We start from the raw sequence: 15335 nt of genomic DNA on the forward strand, positions 1-15335 counted from the left end.
TTATATATTGATTTTTAGCAATTATTGTTACTATAAAAAAATTTTATGAAAGTTTACTTTTTCATAGAGAAAAATTGCAAAAATGTAATAAATAACAAAATTTATATAATGCTAAATTTTTTATTTAATTTTTTAACAATTAAATTTATTTATATTGGAATAATTAACTTCTTAAATTAATTTATTTAAAATTAAATTTACTAGAAATTGAACAACTCCTAAATAGTTTTAAAATTATTCTATAAATTAAATCAAGAATTCTACTCCTCCACAACACCTCATATCAAATGGTAGCCGAGAACCTTGTTGTTTCACAATAAAAAAAGTGATTAGTAAATCTAATCACTTCAAATCATTATAATAATGCTGATTTTATTTTTTCTACAAAATCCTCAATATGCTCTTTTGCATATTTTTCAGCCATTTCTTCATCTTTATTTTCAAATGCTTCCACAATCTTTTTAAATGTTCTAGTAAAAATCTCCATATCACTAAAATATATATCACAATAATGCCATAATCTTTCCGTTTGACAATGCAAATCTGATAATATATCTATAAGCCAAGGATTCGCACAAGATTTTGTAACAATTTTGTGAAATTCTTCATCTAGCAAAATTGCTTCTTGATAATCTTTTGTTGTATCATATGTTTCTAAAGTTGAAACTATTTCTTTAAGTCTTTTTTTATCTTCATCAGTTAATTTTGAAACTGCAAGCTTCGTAGCAAGTGGATCTAAAACTTTTGTAACTTCAAATAGAGATTTAATATTTAAAAAGTTTAGTGTTGCAACCTGAACACCATATCTTGGAACAATATCAACTAATTTTATAGCCTCTAATTGTTGAAATACAGCTCTTATTGGTGTTCTACTTACTCCAAACTCTTCAGATAATTCAATTTCATTTAGTATTTTTCCAGGTTCATATTCTAAAGTTACAATTCTATCTTTTAAAACATTAAAAATATCCTCTTTTGTTCTCCCTACTTTATCCATAAAAAACTCCTACATTAACCCAATCATATGATTAATTACATCTAATGATTCAGTTCCTAAAACACATATTTCATACATTTTATTTCTTATTACATCAACAATCTGACAAGTTGTTTCCTCACAATTCATATCATTTTGATTTTGTCGTGAAACATAGCCATATTCATCATCTAAATCGTCAAATCCTAAAAAGAATTTTTTTTCGTTAATTGTATCAGAAATTAAAATTTTAAAATCTTCTGTACTTTTTTCAGATAGATACTTTTCATCTAAAACAAAGCCATCTGAACTGCTATATTCACTCAAAAATATAGCATTATCTGTTGTTAAATAACCTTTAATTTTATTGTTATATTCAAACCAGCTTGGTATCCTTAATGAAAAATCCAAATCCTTTAAAAATTTATCATAAAAATGATATCCAACTTCATATCTAACTTTTCTGTATGCAAAATTTGATGTTGAAAATTTATTAACCCCTAAGTATTTATATATTTCTCTAGAATATTTTTGTGGTAGATGGATCAGTACATTATTTTCGATTAAGTTTTCAAACATAAACATAACCATAGATAATCTTTCATCAAAATCATCCACTAATGTTAAATCTTTTAAATTATTCCAAACATGATAAAGTAGGTAATTTTCATCAGAATAAGGGTCTATTACTTGTTCGTTAAAAAGTAAAACTCTTTTTTTAAGTTCTTCAATATCCTTTGTATACAAGTTTTCAAACTCGGACAAAGTCATTACTCCTAAATATGTACAAACATAATCTTCAGTAGTTATAGGAAAAGCTTTTTGATTATCCATAAATACAGATCTAATTCTAATACTATCTCTATTATTTAAAATTAATTCTACTCTATCTTTAAACCACCTATTATATAGTTCATTAAGTTTTTCAAAATTATTATCTTTATAGAAACCTGTATCATCTTTTATTTCAAATTTACATCCTAAGAATGTAAATAATTCATTAACAAAATTTACAACTAGGGTATGATAGCCTGCTCCATAGTAACAAGTTTCTGTTTTCATTTCAATAAAATCATCAATTTTAAAATTCAAAGACAGATAAGGAAGAATTTCAAAATTTAAAATCATTTCACCATCAACTTCTTCTAGTGAAAAACCATAATTATCATTTTCGGCAAATTCGTCGATTTTTTCTAAAAAAACATCAATATCGTATTGAAATTTAACACTTAATCCAAAATTTTCCATAAAACACCTCTATCAACAATCAAATCATCTTTTTTATTTTATCATAAATTACAAACAATATCAAACTGTTAATATAAGTATTTTTTGTGGTATAACTAAATTAGTTGAATAATTTTTAAGGAGAGATTGTTATGAAACAGAGATTTCTAAATTTTATGAAAGATAGATATGGTTGGGATATTTTAAATAATATTATAATTTACCTATCACTTGGATTTGCAGTTGTAAATTTATTTAAGAAGAGTGAAGTTCTCACGTTAACCTCTTTTATTTTATTTTCAATTGCATTATTTAGGATGTTATCTAAAAATAAAAGAAAAAGAGCAATGGAGCAACTAAAATTTTTTAATCTAATTTCTCCAATATACTCCAGACTTTTAAAATTTTCATCTAAGGATAGAAAAAATTACAAATATTTTAAATGTAAAAATTGTGGACAAGAACTTAGAATTCCAAAAGGAAAAGGAAAGATTAAAGTTATTTGTCCAAATTGTAAATATGAAGAAATAAAAAAAAGCTAGAGTAAATTTGATACACAAAAACCCCTAAATTCATATAAAATGTATTTAGGGGTTTTTATCTTTTTATTATAACTTTTATTTTATTTTTTCTATAATTCTAGATTTTGTGTCAAAGTTATCATCTGTTCCACTGAATGAGGCATCTTGTTTTGACATAGAAAGCATTATATCTAAAATATCTTTAAATTCATTTACTTCTTTTGTTTTATTTTCTAATTCATCAATTCCCTTTTGTTTAAATTCTCCTAATTTTGAACTAAATTCTTTTTGTGATGAAGTCAATTTATCACTACCTTCTTTTAATTGATCAGTACTTGAATCCATTTTTTTAAGTCCTTCATTAAGTGAATTAATAGCGTTTGAGAATGGAATAATAGCTTGTTCTTTGACTTGAGATAATGAGTTTAAAATTTGAGATTGTGTTTTAAATTCACCTAACCCATTAGCTAATTGCCCAGAACCATTCTTTAAAGAATTAGAATTTTCATCTAATTTACTCATCGCTGATTGTAACATTCCCATTGCAACTTTATTTTGATTAGTAGCTGATTTTAAACTTTCAGTTCCTGTTTTTATTTTTCCTGTTGCCCCATCTAGTTGTTCTATTGAAGATTTCAAAACTTTTAAATCATCACCTTTCATACTTTCTCCAATTTTAGAAAGACCTGCATTTAAATCTGTTGTTGATTTTTCAAGTTGAGCTTTTGATTCATTCATCTTAGTATAAACAGTTAATAAACCATCAGATAAATCAGAATTTGCTTTTAAAAGTTTATCAGAATTACTTGCAAGTTCTGACATAGCTTGTGCTAAAGTATTTATTTTAGATAAACCAGTTTGTTTTGCTTTCAAAGTTTTTGATTCATTTAACAAGTCATTTTTTGTTTTATTTAGGATAGATATCTCAGATGTCAAACTTCCATCTTTATTTTTGTTTGATAAATCATCAATGACTTTTTGAATATTATTTGCTTTTGCTTCTAAATTTTTAATATCATTTTCTAAAGAAATATTAGAATTTAAACTCTTAGTTGAATTTTCAACTTGATGTATTTTTGTATTAAATTCTTTAGTTGAATTCTTTAATTGTATAGACTTTTTAGACATTTCTTCTATAGCAGAAACAATCTTTCCATAGCTAGCTCCTAAATTACTCATTCCTTGAGATAACTGAGTTGATTTATTTAATAATTCATCTTTTTGAGAGATTAAATTGTCAATTTTTTTACTACCTTCCTTCATTTTTCCAGTAGCATTTTTTAATTTTTCTACTCCATTATCCAAATCATTTGAACCTTTGTCAATTAAAGTTGCTCCATTTTGAATTTTTTCAACATTTTCAGTTATTTTACTAACTGCACCAATATAATTATTAACTCCATTAGAAAGTTGTAAACTACCATTATACATTTCAGAAATATAATTTTGAATTACTCCAACTTTTGGTGCTAAAGAATCAAATTTTCCTTTAATTTTTTCCATTGAGCTAGATAATTTCTCTGTTCCTGAATATATTTGTTTTACTCCTCCTTGCAATTGACCTATACCATTATTTAATTTTTCTTGTCCTTCAGATAATTTTACTGAAGCATCAAATAATTTTTGAGAATTATCTTCTAATTGTTGTATTCCATCTTTTAAATTATCAATAGAGTCTAAATTTTTCTTTTCTTGAAAGAATTCATTTGTTATAACTGAATAAATTTCAATAGGCTTATAATCCTTTATTTCCATTTCTAAAGATATTGAATCTTTAAATATTTTTAAATCTTTATCTTTATTAATGCTATCAAAATTTTGCTTTAATCCAGGAGTTAAAATTGAGGTAACAATTTGGTTTTTGCCATCTTTAATAATCTTAACGTCATCAGATTTTATATCACTCACTTTTTCATCATCAAAAACCATAGCAGTAGCAACAATATAAGGTGAATAAACTTCTTGAGTTTTCCCATTTACACTTTTAGTTTCATGTCTATTATTTTTAGAGCTTAAAACTATTTTTAAATGTCCACTTTTTCCGTCCAATTCTGAATTTGTTACTTCTTTATCATCTAAATAATACTTTACTGTCAACTCTACAGGTAAATTTTTATCAGTTTTTCCTTGATAATATATGTCTTTTTCAGATTCATTCCAATTTAAATACCCGTTTTCTTCGGTTACTGTTTTATCATTTTTTAAATTCTTAACTTCTTTTAAATCAGATTTATCTTTAACATTAATATTTTTATCAGAATTTAACCAAACTGATACTGTCTTATCTTTGACTTCATTTCCGTCTATTGTTACATAAACTGTTTCACTTTTTTTTATAGTATTTTTTTCTTCTGCAAATGAAATATTTACAATAATCATTGAAAAAACTATACCTAATGCTATAGCTTTTTGAAATTTTTTATTCATAATCTTACACTCCTTTACGCCAAATTTTTTGTTGTTTTCTTAATAAATGGAAAAGTTACACTCAACAAAGCAGGTAACAAAATTATAATTACTAACATACTTATAATCGCTCCCCTTGCTAAAAACATACATATTGTAGACACTATTTCCATTTTAGAATAAATTCCAACTCCAATAGTAGCTGCCATAAATGATAATGCACTTGTTACTATTGATTTAGATGTTTCTTTTACAGAAATTCTTAATGAATTATTTATATCTTTTGTCTTACTATACTCATGTAAAAATCTATCAGTCATTAAAATAGAATAATCTATAGTTGATCCCAATTGAATTACTCCAATTATTATTGATGTAATAAATGGTATTGTCTGTCCTATAAAGTAAGGGATTGCCATATTAATTTGAATAGCTAATTCAATTGCTGATATCAAGATAATTGGTATTCCTATAGACTTAAATGCAATAGCTATAATAATAAAAACAATTACTATTGAAGCAATATTAACCATTTTAAAGTCTTTTTCAGAAACTTCTGTTAAATCATCTGTCAATACAGCTTCTCCTGTTAAATATCCCTTATCATCATATTTAGATATAATATTTCTAATTTCTTTAATTTGCTCATTAACTTCAGGTGATGCTGTTTGATATTCTGAGTTTATCATTATCATTTGATAGCCATTCTTCACAAAATTTTCTCTTAATTTATCAGGCAAAAACTCAGCAGGTAAAGTAACTCCAGTTACAGAATGTGTACTCAATACACTATTAATTCCGTCTACTTTTTCTAATTCATCAATCATAGAAGTTAAACTAGAATTTGATAAATCTTCCTTAACAATTATAAAATGAGTACTTGCCATATTATAGTCTTTTTTCATTTTATTTAATGAAACAATAGAATCTAAATCTTTTGGCAAAGATCTATCCAAATTATAATATAGTTTAGTATTATTTGATCCGATAACCGCTGGAATAAAAAGTAAAAGAAAAACTATTGCTAATATTTTTCTTTTATTAATATCAAAATCTGCCAACTTATTAAATGACGGCAATAAAACTTTGTGATTATATCTATTTACTGCTTTTTCAGCAATTAATAGCATTGGTGGAAGGACAATCACAGTACATAACAATCCAATTAGAACACCCTTAGCCATTACAAGACCAATATCTTTTCCCAATGTTAATCTCATTAAAATCAAAACTAAGAATCCTGCAATAGTAGTAAGGGATGACGAACACAAAGAAGTAAATGTATTTTGTATCGCCCTTTCCATAGCCTCATTTCTACTATTTCTTCTTTTCTTTTCTTCAACATATCTATGATATAAGAAAATAGAATAGTCCATAGTTACAGCCAATTGAAGAACAGCAGCAATTGCTTTGGTTAAGTACGAAATCTGGCCTAAGAATATATTAGTTCCAAAATTATAAATTACAGCATATCCTATTGTTAACATAAATACAAAAGGAATAACTGTAGATTCATTAGTAATACTCAATATAATTAAGCCTAAAACAATTGCTAATCCTACATATATTATAGTTTCCTTGTCTATCAAATCTTTTGTATCCTTAACTATTGAACTTACCCCACTTAGATATTTTTTATTGGATTTAATGTTTCTTATACTTTCAATAGCATTCATGGTTTTAAATGAAGATGATGATTCATTAAATTTTACCATCATCAATGTACTATCTTTTGAATAAAAAATATTTTTAATTTTATCTGGTAAAAAATCACTGGGAACAGAATCACCTATTATTGACGTTCTAGAAATAACATCTTCAACACCATCTATTTTCAATATTTCCTTTTTTAAATCTTCGGCTTCTTTATCACTACCATCCAAAATTACCATTCCTGTTGCAGAGTTTTTAAAATCTTTGTCTAGAATATCTTGACCTTGTGTTGAATTTAAATCTGCTGGCAAATATGAAAGTATATCATAATTTACACCAGTATTTTTATAACTAATTATTGAAGGAATCAATAACAAAGTCATAACAAGTAATACAAGTCTTGGATGATGTGAAATAAATTTTGCAAATTTTCTCATATTAATCTCCATTATTTAACAATATTTTTTTAATTACTTCAAATAAAACTGCTTTCATTTCATCAATAGATAAAATAGAATCTTTCATCATTGCACTTTTACAAGTTGAAATTACAATTTCAATAGTCAATGAAAGAATATATAACTTCTGTGAATCAGTATATTCATGTGAAAATAACTTTTCATATTTACTAAGTATAAATTTTAACGTTGTATCAGCTTCAATAAATCTTTCGTCATTCTCAATCTTTGCATATAGAGTCCAACTCATATTATGCGATATTAACTCTAAATCAAAAGGATTCTGTATAAAATAGTCTATAATATAATTTACAAAACAAGTATATCTTTCAATAGGATCAGTTTGTGTACATTTATTTTCAGCTTGAACAACTAAATTAATAGCTTTATCCAAAATTATTTTTTCTTTTAAATCTTGCTTACTTTTAAAATATAAATAAAAAGTTCCCAATCCAAACTCAGTTTTTAACATAATATCTCTAATCGTAGTTTTCTCATATCCTTTTTCCTGAAATAAATCAAGCGCAGATTGAATAATTTTATATTCTTTACTCATTTTTTTATCTTTAATATTAGTCATAATTCTCTCCTTTTTATAAACTGAACAATGTTCATTGTTTTCACATTGAATATTATAACACTTTTATGAACGTTGTTCAACCCTTTTTTTAATAAAAATAAGAACCCCACCCTTCCACGATGCTTCGCATCGGGTGGGTTCCCGGGAACCTTGTTGTTTCACAATAAAAAAATTTTTTTACATTCATTATTCTTATGCAAAAAAATTATTAAATAATAAAATTATTATTTTGTAAAAATGCTTAACAAATACTTGTAAATACACAAAAAGCTAGGATAATATCCTAGCTTTAAATATCTATTATTTATTTGTAGCTCCCTTACTTTTCAACATTTTTTCCATTTTTTCTGTAAAATGTACACTTCCGTCAGAAAGAATCCAATAAGCTTCTGCACCTTCTACTTTTTCTAAAAGTTTTTTACCTTCTTCAACATCCATTAAAAATAAACTTGTTGAAAGAAAATCTGCAAGACCAGAGTCATTACATAAAACTGTTACACTTTTTATTTTATCTTTAGGATAACCAGTTTTAGGGTCAATGATATGATTATAAACTTTATCTCCTACATAATAAAATCTTTGATAATCTCCACTAGTTACAGCACAAGTTTCATCTGTATAAATGACTTCTTTTATATCAACTTTTTCTGAATCAAACTTAGGATCTTGAATTCCTATCCCCCATTTGTTTTTATCTTTTTCTAAAGGACTTCCAATAGCTTTTACATTTCCACCTGCTGAAATTATTGCAGATTTTAAACCCATTGACTTTAACTTATTCATAACTTTTTCTACTGAATAACCTTTTGCAATAGCTCCAACATCAAGTTTCATATCTTTATCTTTTAGAAAAACCGTACTATTTTTCTTATCAATTACAATATTGTCAATATTGGTATGTTTTAATCCTTCTTTTATTTTATTATCATCTGGAAGTTTTCCCTTAAGATCAACAGCTGCATCCTTTTCAGCTTTCCAAAGAGAAGTTACACTTCCTATTGCAATATTATTTTTATCAGAGAGTTTTTTATAATTCTCAATAGAAAATTCCAAAAGCTCTATAATTTCTTTATCAACCTTAACAGGTTCTTTTCCCGCATTATCATTTATAGTTTTTATATTATTTTCATTAGCATTTTCAAAAGAATTGTAAAGATTGTGATATCTTTTCATATCTTCTTCCAATACTTTATAGTATTTATTAAATTCCTCTTCATTTGCACAATATGCACTAAAAGCTATATCTGTATCAAAAACGCCAAAAAAAGATTTTGAAAATTTCTTAAAGCTTGCACTTTCATTATTTTTAACATCTTTTTTTGTTTCAACATTTTCTTCTTTCTTTGAACAAGCTCCAAAAACTAGACAACATAACAATAATCCTATAATTCTTCTATTAAATTTCTTCATATTTCTCCAACTTTAACTAAAATTTTTTCTGCCTTAAATACCAAATAGGATATATACTCGAAAATCCATCATAAATATCGTTAATCTTTTTTATATTTTCATTTATTATTTCATCTTCCACGTCATTACTTTCAACAAAAATATCATACAAATTTTCAATAATAGTATATACTCCTAGTAATTTAAAAAAAGCCCTTGGAACACTATTATTAAAATAACCATCTACAATTCCTGTCAGTAAGTTTGCATTATTATCATAATATAGATTCAAATTTCTAAACTCAAAGTAAGCGTCAGACCTTAAAATTTTATACTCCTCTATTATTTGAAACTTTCCGTTTTTTAATATCTTAATATCATTAAGTCCGTTAATTCCAATTATAGTAGTACAAGTTCTATCATTTAAACAATATCTATTTCTTTCTAAAAAATCAAAAAGAACATAATCAAGATTCCCTCTATACTTTCCTAGTCCATACTTATGTAAGAATTTATTTATCCTATAATTGTAATGCTTATTCCATCTACCACAATCACAACCTTGAAAGCTTTTGTGATATTCAAAAATAAATCTACCAATTTTAAAGCCTATATTATAAGCTTCTTCATCAGTTAAATTATTTTTTTCATCAATAACAAAAGGAATAATTCTATAACAGAACTTATCATTTAAAATTCCAATATCTTCATAAGAAATATTAGAAAATTCTTCAGATAATTTATTTAAACAATCGAAAATTTTACTTATTTTAGAAAACTTGCCAAAAGGAAACAGATTTAAAATATACTTTTCTTTTTTATTTTCCAAAATAAATTCTTTTTCACTTATTTTATTTACTTTTAATTTATTTTTTTTTACAAAATCTATGTTTTTTACTAATTCAAGCATATTTTCCCTCTATGTACTAAACTCCAACAGATTTTAAAAGCGCCTCATTAACCTTTTTCATAAAGAACTCATCTGTAAAGCCAACTTTTTCTCTAAGTCTTTTTTTATCTATAGTTCTTATTTGCTCCAACAATACAACAGAATTTTTTGGAAGTCCAAATTCCGCTGAAACTTCAACATGAGTTGGAAGTTTCACTTTATTCATCTGAGAAGTTATAGCTGCAATAATGACAGTCGGGCTGTATTTATTTCCAACATCGTTTTGAACAACAAGTACAGGTCTTACTCCTCCTTGTTCAGAACCTACAACGGGGCTTAAATCAGCATAAAAAATATCTCCTCTTTTTACCTTCATATGTATTTTCTTCTAGTAAAAACTAAAAGTACTCCCTCTTAAATAGTATTACCTATTTATTATATATTTTTAAAGAAAATAAATCAATACTTAATAATCATTATTAATAGATTTCTGGGTATTTTATACCCAGTATATTGTAAATATTATATTAATACAAACTAAAAAAATCAATACTTAAAGAAAAACTATTTTTAATTTTTAATATGTGGTATAATATAATTAAAGGAGGGTAGAGATATGAAAAAAAGTTATTGTGCATTGGAGATTTCTAAATATATAATAGATAAATGTGAAAAAGATAATTATCCAATTAGTAATTTACAATTACAAAAAATTTTATATTTTGTCCAAAGAAAATTTTTAAAAGATTTCGATTTTGCTTTATTTGATGATGATATAGTAGCTTGGCAATTTGGTCCTGTTGTTCCTTCTGTTTATTATCAGTATTGTGGATTTGGCTCTACAGAAATTACTATGGAATATGACAATATTTCTATTTGTCCTGAAGATAAAAATATAATTTATAAAATAGTATGTGAAAAAAGAGAAAAAGCCCCTTGGGATTTAGTAGAAGAAACTCATTCAAAGGGAAAAGCGTGGGATGTTGTTTATGATTCAGGAAAAGGTAATGGCAAAGTAATCCCAATTGACCTTATAAAACAAATAGGTTAGGTATTTTTATATGGAAAAAAAAATAGATGATATTAGGAAAAATTTTAAGGATATTCTTTTTAATCTTTCTTCATCTCAGTTAGTTCTATCAAGTGAGAAGGAAAGGAAAAAGTTTTATTTCAAATTAAAAAATATCTATTCGAACAATGAATTTAGACATTTTTATTCAGATATTTTCTCTGTAATAACTCAAATTGATAAAACTAATGGATACAATATAGATATTTTGTCTCAAAATATAAAAATTATTAAAGATTATTGTGAAAACAAAACTGACGATAAAGAACTTCCTAAAAGAATAAATAAGTTATATGATCATATAAATTTAGATGTTTCTAGACTTAACTATTTTAAAAAGGCACAGACTGACACTATAAGTCAATTACAAAATCTTAAAAACAGCCAAGAAAAAGTATTAAAAGAAATAGAAGAATTCCAAAAGAAATCTGATGAAAAAATTGCTGAATTTCAAGAAAAATCTGATGAAAAAATTAACGAATTACAAAAGCAATCAATTACTGTATTAGGTATATTTTCTTCTATAGTTTTAACTGTTACAGGTGCATATACTTTTTCAACAGCAACTTTAGGTAATATTGCTAAGGTAGGATTATTTAAATTTTTATCCATAGTTTTAGTTTTAGCATTTGTTCTTACTAATATAACATATATCATGGTAACAAATGTTATAATTGAAAAAAAGGCAAAAATCAAAAATAAATTTATTATTATTCTCAATGTTGTTTACATATTATCAATAGCTTGCTTTATAATATTAAGTAAATTTTTCGAAAAATAATTAATAAAATTTGATAGCTTATATTTGTTTAGTTAGAGCACATGCAAAAATAAATTTTGTTTGTGCTTTTTATTTACTTTAATTTTTATTATTGAATTATTTAAAAAATTGTAATAATATTACATATATAATATGTAATACTATGTAAAGTTATTTTTTATAAAAAAAAGTGGATATAAAATCCACCTTTAATTTTCAAATTATAATAGAAGTAATTTCTTACTTTAATTCTACAGTAGCTCCTACTTCTTCTAATTTAGCTTTCATTTGTTCAGCTTCTTCTTTAGCTACTCCTTCTTTAATAGCTTTTGGAGCGTTGTCAACTATTTCTTTAGCTTCTTTTAATCCTAATCCGCTTAAATCTTTAACAGCTTTAACAACTTTCATTTTTTCTGCTCCAACTGATGCTAAAATTACATCAAATTCAGATTTTTCTTCTGCTGCTCCAGCGCCTTCTCCACCAGCTACAGCTCCTCCACCTACTACTACAGGTGCTGCTGCAGAAACTCCAAATTTTTCTTCTGCTGCTTTAACTAATTCATTTAATTCAAGAACTGATAATTTTTCAATTGCTTCTAATATTTGTTCGAAATCCATAATATACCTCCTAAAATTTTATGCAACCATTAAGCTGCTTCTTCTTCTTTCTTTTTTCTTACTGCTTCTAACATATAAACTAAATTTGATACTGGAGCCTTTAAGCTTCCTAGTAACTTTGCAACAAGTACTTCTCTTGAAGGGATGCTTGCTACAGCCTTAACACCATTAGTGTCTAAAATTTTTCCTTCTAATATACCTGCTTTAATAACTAATTTTTCATTTGACTTTGCAAATTCATTAGTGATTCTTGCTGCCGCTGTTAAATCTTCTCCAGCAAATGCAACAGCACTTGGTCCTTCTAGATATTGATTGAATTCTTCATATCCTAATTCTTTGAAGGCTAATTTCATCATAGTATTTTTATATACTTTATATTGAACACCAGCTGCTCTGTACTTATTTCTTAAGTCAGTTACTTGTTCAACAGTTAAGCCTCTATAATCTACTAAAACTAAAGAACCTGAATTTTCGATTTTTTCTCTAATTTCTGATATAACAGCTTGCTTTTGTTCTAAAACAAAATCTTTCATCTTTTTCACCTCCACAAAAGGCTACATATTAAAAAATCTCTACCAAGAGTAGAGATAAAATACAAAATAAGTATTTCCACCTATGTAGGATTTTTAAACTAATGTCCCTACGGTCTTGGGTAGCCTATAAAATTAACATATATATTATACCATAATTTAAAATAAATGCAATACTTTTTTAAAAATTTTTTTATATTTCTTTTATTTTGTTTTTATGGTAGAATATATATTATTAGGAAAAATTCAAGGAGAGGTAATGATAAAATATTTTTTAGTTTTATTAATTTCAATGGTACCTATTATAGAACTAAGAGGCGCTATTCCCTATTCGCAAGCAATGGGACTTCCAATTTTAAGTTCGTATATAATTGCACTAATAGGAAATTTAATTCCAGTTCCATTTGTTTACTTTCTTGCTAAAAAGATTTTACTTTGGGGTGAACATAAAAGGTACATTGGAAAGTTTTGTAAAAAGCTTTTATTAAAAGGTCACAAAGCAGGAGAAAAAATTTTAAAAAAATCAGGAAAAAGCGGAATTTTACTTGCTCTTGCGATTTTCATAGGTATTCCGTTTCCGGGTACCGGTGCATATACCGGTATACTTGCTGCGAGTATTTTAGATATAGATTTTAAAACAAGTTTATTAGCTGCAATTTTAGGATTAATTCTATCAGGAATAATTATGGCTACAATTAGTCTTAATATTTTTTAAATTGGACAACTCAGTTGTCCTTTTCTATTGCAAAAAACTAAATTTTTAGTTATTATATAAGTAAGATAATTTTTATCTAATTTAATTTTGGAGGTAGTGTATGAAATTTAAAATTGGTAATTCCGGAATAGTTAAAGTTATTACTTTATTTGATGGAAACGATGTTTGCGGAATAAGTGAAGAATTAAAAGCTTATGTAAAAGAAAATAAACTTTTTAGTGGAAAAAGAGGCGAAATTTTTTCAAATCTAGGCCCAAATTCTGAAAATGTAATTTTATTAGGTTTAGGAAAAGAAGAAGAAAATTCTCTTGAAAATATTAGAAGAGCTTTTCTTTCTCTTGGAAAGCACTTAAAAGCTAATAAAGTAAAATCTTGCAATATAGAAATCAAAAAGTTTGATGGTATTTGTTATAAATTAACTGCTCAAGCTATGATTGAAGGAATTATAAATGTTAACTACAATTTTGACAACTTCTTAAAAGAAAAGAAAGAAAAATATGAATGTGAAGTATTCTTTACTGTTTTAGAAAATAAAATAGAACATGTTGAAAGTGGAATAAAAGAAATTGAAGCAATAATGGAAGCAGTGTTTATGTGTAGAGATCTTGTAAACAGACCTGCTAATGATATTTATCCTGAAACTTTAGCGAAATTTGCAAAAGAAGAACTTGAAAAAGTTGGTGTAGAAGTTGAAGTTTTGGAAAAGAAACAAATTGAATCTTTAAAAATGGATGCTTTTCTATCAGTAGCACAAGGTAGTGACCTACCCCCCAAATTTATAATTATGAAACATTTACCAAACAAAGATGAAAAACCTATTGTTTTAGTTGGTAAAGGTTTAACTTATGATTCAGGTGGATATGCAATCAAACCAGCTACAGGAATGGTTACTATGAAAACTGATATGGGTGGAAGTGCCTCTGTTATTTCAACAATGTATGCAGTAGGAAAAATGAAAGTGCAAAGAAATGTAATTGCACTTGTTGCATCTTGTGAAAATATGATTAATGGACATGCTTACAGAAATGGGGATATAATTTCTTCAATGAAAGGTTCAACTATTGAAGTAATTAATACTGACGCTGAAGGAAGATTGACTTTAGCAGATGCTATTTACTATGGAGCTTCAAAATTAAATCCAGAATGTATAATTGATGTAGCAACTTTAACAGGTGCTTGTATTCAAGCCTTGGGTTCAAGAGTTATTGGAGCTGTAAGTAATAATGATGAAGTCTTTGCAAAAATTAAAGAATCAGCAGACTTTATGGGTGAATACTTATGGAGATTTCCTGTTTATGAAGAACATAAAGAAAGTGTAAAAGGAAAAGTTGGAGATTTATTAAATGTAACTGCTCCCGGAACTGGCGGAGCAATTACTGCAGGAGTTTTCTTAGAACACTTCGTTGAAAACACTCCTTGGGTTCATTTAGACATTGCAGGTCCTTCATACTCAAGTTCAGCTTGGGGTACAAATCCTGAAGGAGCAAGCGGTACTCCAGTAAAAACACTTTACAATTTTGTAAAAAAATATAATAAAAAATAAT

Annotated in this window: 15 protein-coding genes and 1 other annotated feature; of the genes, 5 read left to right on the forward strand and 10 right to left on the reverse strand. The window is 26.1% G+C overall.

The window, feature by feature from the left end; all coding sequences use genetic code 11:
* Nucleotides 1–355: 355 nt before the first annotated feature.
* A complete protein-coding gene (locus RWJ08_RS01975; protein WP_009372532.1) occupies nucleotides 356–997 on the reverse strand; it encodes a GntR family transcriptional regulator in 642 nt (213 codons plus the stop codon).
* Nucleotides 998–1006: 9 nt separating this feature from the next.
* The gene (locus RWJ08_RS01980) at nucleotides 1007–2224 is read right to left on the reverse strand and encodes a hypothetical protein (protein WP_313960878.1); all 1218 of its coding nucleotides are present in this window, start codon (nucleotides 2222–2224) and stop codon (nucleotides 1007–1009) included.
* A 131-nt stretch (nucleotides 2225–2355) separates the two neighbouring features.
* Here RWJ08_RS01980 and RWJ08_RS01985 point away from each other — a divergent pair, with 131 nt between their 5' ends.
* Nucleotides 2356–2745: a zinc ribbon domain-containing protein gene (locus RWJ08_RS01985; RefSeq protein WP_293438791.1), complete on the forward strand. Its 390-nt coding sequence runs from the start codon at nucleotides 2356–2358 to the stop codon at nucleotides 2743–2745.
* A 75-nt stretch (nucleotides 2746–2820) separates the two neighbouring features.
* Here RWJ08_RS01985 and RWJ08_RS01990 read toward each other — a convergent pair whose 3' ends face one another.
* From RWJ08_RS01990 to RWJ08_RS02015, 6 genes are all read right to left on the reverse strand, one after another.
* Nucleotides 2821–5151 carry a hypothetical protein gene (locus tag RWJ08_RS01990; RefSeq protein WP_313960879.1) on the reverse strand — a complete coding sequence of 777 codons (2331 nt, stop codon included), beginning with the start codon at nucleotides 5149–5151 and terminating at the stop codon, nucleotides 2821–2823.
* A gap of 14 nt (nucleotides 5152–5165) precedes the next feature.
* Nucleotides 5166–7220: an MMPL family transporter gene (locus RWJ08_RS01995; RefSeq protein WP_313960880.1), complete on the reverse strand. Its 2055-nt coding sequence runs from the start codon at nucleotides 7218–7220 to the stop codon at nucleotides 5166–5168.
* A gap of 1 nt (nucleotide 7221) precedes the next feature.
* Nucleotides 7222–7821: a TetR/AcrR family transcriptional regulator gene (locus RWJ08_RS02000; protein WP_009372391.1), complete on the reverse strand. Its 600-nt coding sequence runs from the start codon at nucleotides 7819–7821 to the stop codon at nucleotides 7222–7224.
* Nucleotides 7822–8121: 300 nt separating this feature from the next.
* Nucleotides 8122–9231 carry an FAD:protein FMN transferase gene (locus tag RWJ08_RS02005; RefSeq protein WP_313960881.1) on the reverse strand — a complete coding sequence of 370 codons (1110 nt, stop codon included), beginning with the start codon at nucleotides 9229–9231 and terminating at the stop codon, nucleotides 8122–8124.
* Nucleotides 9232–9247: 16 nt separating this feature from the next.
* The gene (locus tag RWJ08_RS02010) at nucleotides 9248–10120 is read right to left on the reverse strand and encodes a hypothetical protein (protein WP_313960882.1); all 873 of its coding nucleotides are present in this window, start codon (nucleotides 10118–10120) and stop codon (nucleotides 9248–9250) included.
* Between the two features lie 16 nt (nucleotides 10121–10136).
* Nucleotides 10137–10475 (reverse strand): type II toxin-antitoxin system PemK/MazF family toxin, encoded by a 339-nt coding sequence (locus tag RWJ08_RS02015; protein WP_009372758.1) that lies wholly within the window; start codon nucleotides 10473–10475, stop codon nucleotides 10137–10139.
* Between the two features lie 240 nt (nucleotides 10476–10715).
* Between RWJ08_RS02015 and RWJ08_RS02020 the strand changes: the two genes are divergently transcribed.
* Nucleotides 10716–11150 (forward strand): type II toxin-antitoxin system antitoxin SocA domain-containing protein, encoded by a 435-nt coding sequence (locus tag RWJ08_RS02020; protein ID WP_313960883.1) that lies wholly within the window; start codon nucleotides 10716–10718, stop codon nucleotides 11148–11150.
* A gap of 10 nt (nucleotides 11151–11160) precedes the next feature.
* Entirely contained in the window at nucleotides 11161–11949 is a 789-nt protein-coding gene (locus RWJ08_RS02025) for a hypothetical protein (RefSeq protein ID WP_313960884.1), read from the forward strand.
* Between the two features lie 219 nt (nucleotides 11950–12168).
* Here the strand turns inward: RWJ08_RS02025 and rplL are convergent, their stop codons facing one another.
* Nucleotides 12169–12546: a 50S ribosomal protein L7/L12 gene (gene rplL / locus RWJ08_RS02030; protein ID WP_009732800.1), complete on the reverse strand. Its 378-nt coding sequence runs from the start codon at nucleotides 12544–12546 to the stop codon at nucleotides 12169–12171.
* A 29-nt stretch (nucleotides 12547–12575) separates the two neighbouring features.
* Nucleotides 12576–13079, reverse strand: a complete 504-nt coding sequence (rplJ, locus tag RWJ08_RS02035; RefSeq protein ID WP_313960885.1) for a 50S ribosomal protein L10 — start codon at nucleotides 13077–13079, stop codon at nucleotides 12576–12578.
* A 21-nt stretch (nucleotides 13080–13100) separates the two neighbouring features.
* Nucleotides 13101–13217 (reverse strand) — a sequence feature (ribosomal protein L10 leader region).
* 118 nt (nucleotides 13218–13335) lie between these two features.
* Here rplJ and RWJ08_RS02040 point away from each other — a divergent pair.
* Both RWJ08_RS02040 and RWJ08_RS02045 read left to right on the forward strand, forming a co-directional pair.
* Nucleotides 13336–13791, forward strand: a complete 456-nt coding sequence (locus tag RWJ08_RS02040; protein WP_009372345.1) for a small multi-drug export protein — start codon at nucleotides 13336–13338, stop codon at nucleotides 13789–13791.
* Nucleotides 13792–13891: 100 nt separating this feature from the next.
* Nucleotides 13892–15334 carry a leucyl aminopeptidase gene (locus RWJ08_RS02045; RefSeq protein ID WP_313960886.1) on the forward strand — a complete coding sequence of 481 codons (1443 nt, stop codon included), beginning with the start codon at nucleotides 13892–13894 and terminating at the stop codon, nucleotides 15332–15334.
* Nucleotide 15335: the final 1 nt, after the last annotated feature.

Source organism: uncultured Parvimonas sp. (genome assembly GCF_963524015.1).
Classification (GTDB): Bacteria; Bacillota; Clostridia; order Tissierellales; family Peptoniphilaceae; genus Parvimonas.

Bases quoted from the DNA above. Each gene is read 5' to 3' on its own strand.
- RWJ08_RS01975 (WP_009372532.1), bottom strand. From the start codon at position 997: ATGGATAAAGTAGGGAGAACAAAAGAGGATATTTTTAATGTTTTAAAA.
- RWJ08_RS01980 (WP_313960878.1), bottom strand. From the start codon at position 2,224: ATGGAAAATTTTGGATTAAGTGTTAAATTTCAATACGATATTGATGTT.
- RWJ08_RS01985 (WP_293438791.1), top strand. From the start codon at position 2,356: ATGAAACAGAGATTTCTAAATTTTATGAAAGATAGATATGGTTGGGAT.
- RWJ08_RS01990 (WP_313960879.1), bottom strand. From the start codon at position 5,151: ATGAATAAAAAATTTCAAAAAGCTATAGCATTAGGTATAGTTTTTTCA.
- RWJ08_RS01995 (WP_313960880.1), bottom strand. From the start codon at position 7,220: ATGAGAAAATTTGCAAAATTTATTTCACATCATCCAAGACTTGTATTA.
- RWJ08_RS02000 (WP_009372391.1), bottom strand. From the start codon at position 7,821: ATGACTAATATTAAAGATAAAAAAATGAGTAAAGAATATAAAATTATT.
- RWJ08_RS02005 (WP_313960881.1), bottom strand. From the start codon at position 9,231: ATGAAGAAATTTAATAGAAGAATTATAGGATTATTGTTATGTTGTCTA.
- RWJ08_RS02010 (WP_313960882.1), bottom strand. From the start codon at position 10,120: ATGCTTGAATTAGTAAAAAACATAGATTTTGTAAAAAAAAATAAATTA.
- RWJ08_RS02015 (WP_009372758.1), bottom strand. From the start codon at position 10,475: ATGAAGGTAAAAAGAGGAGATATTTTTTATGCTGATTTAAGCCCCGTT.
- RWJ08_RS02020 (WP_313960883.1), top strand. From the start codon at position 10,716: ATGAAAAAAAGTTATTGTGCATTGGAGATTTCTAAATATATAATAGAT.
- RWJ08_RS02025 (WP_313960884.1), top strand. From the start codon at position 11,161: ATGGAAAAAAAAATAGATGATATTAGGAAAAATTTTAAGGATATTCTT.
- rplL (WP_009732800.1), bottom strand. From the start codon at position 12,546: ATGGATTTCGAACAAATATTAGAAGCAATTGAAAAATTATCAGTTCTT.
- rplJ (WP_313960885.1), bottom strand. From the start codon at position 13,079: ATGAAAGATTTTGTTTTAGAACAAAAGCAAGCTGTTATATCAGAAATT.
- RWJ08_RS02040 (WP_009372345.1), top strand. From the start codon at position 13,336: ATGATAAAATATTTTTTAGTTTTATTAATTTCAATGGTACCTATTATA.
- RWJ08_RS02045 (WP_313960886.1), top strand. From the start codon at position 13,892: ATGAAATTTAAAATTGGTAATTCCGGAATAGTTAAAGTTATTACTTTA.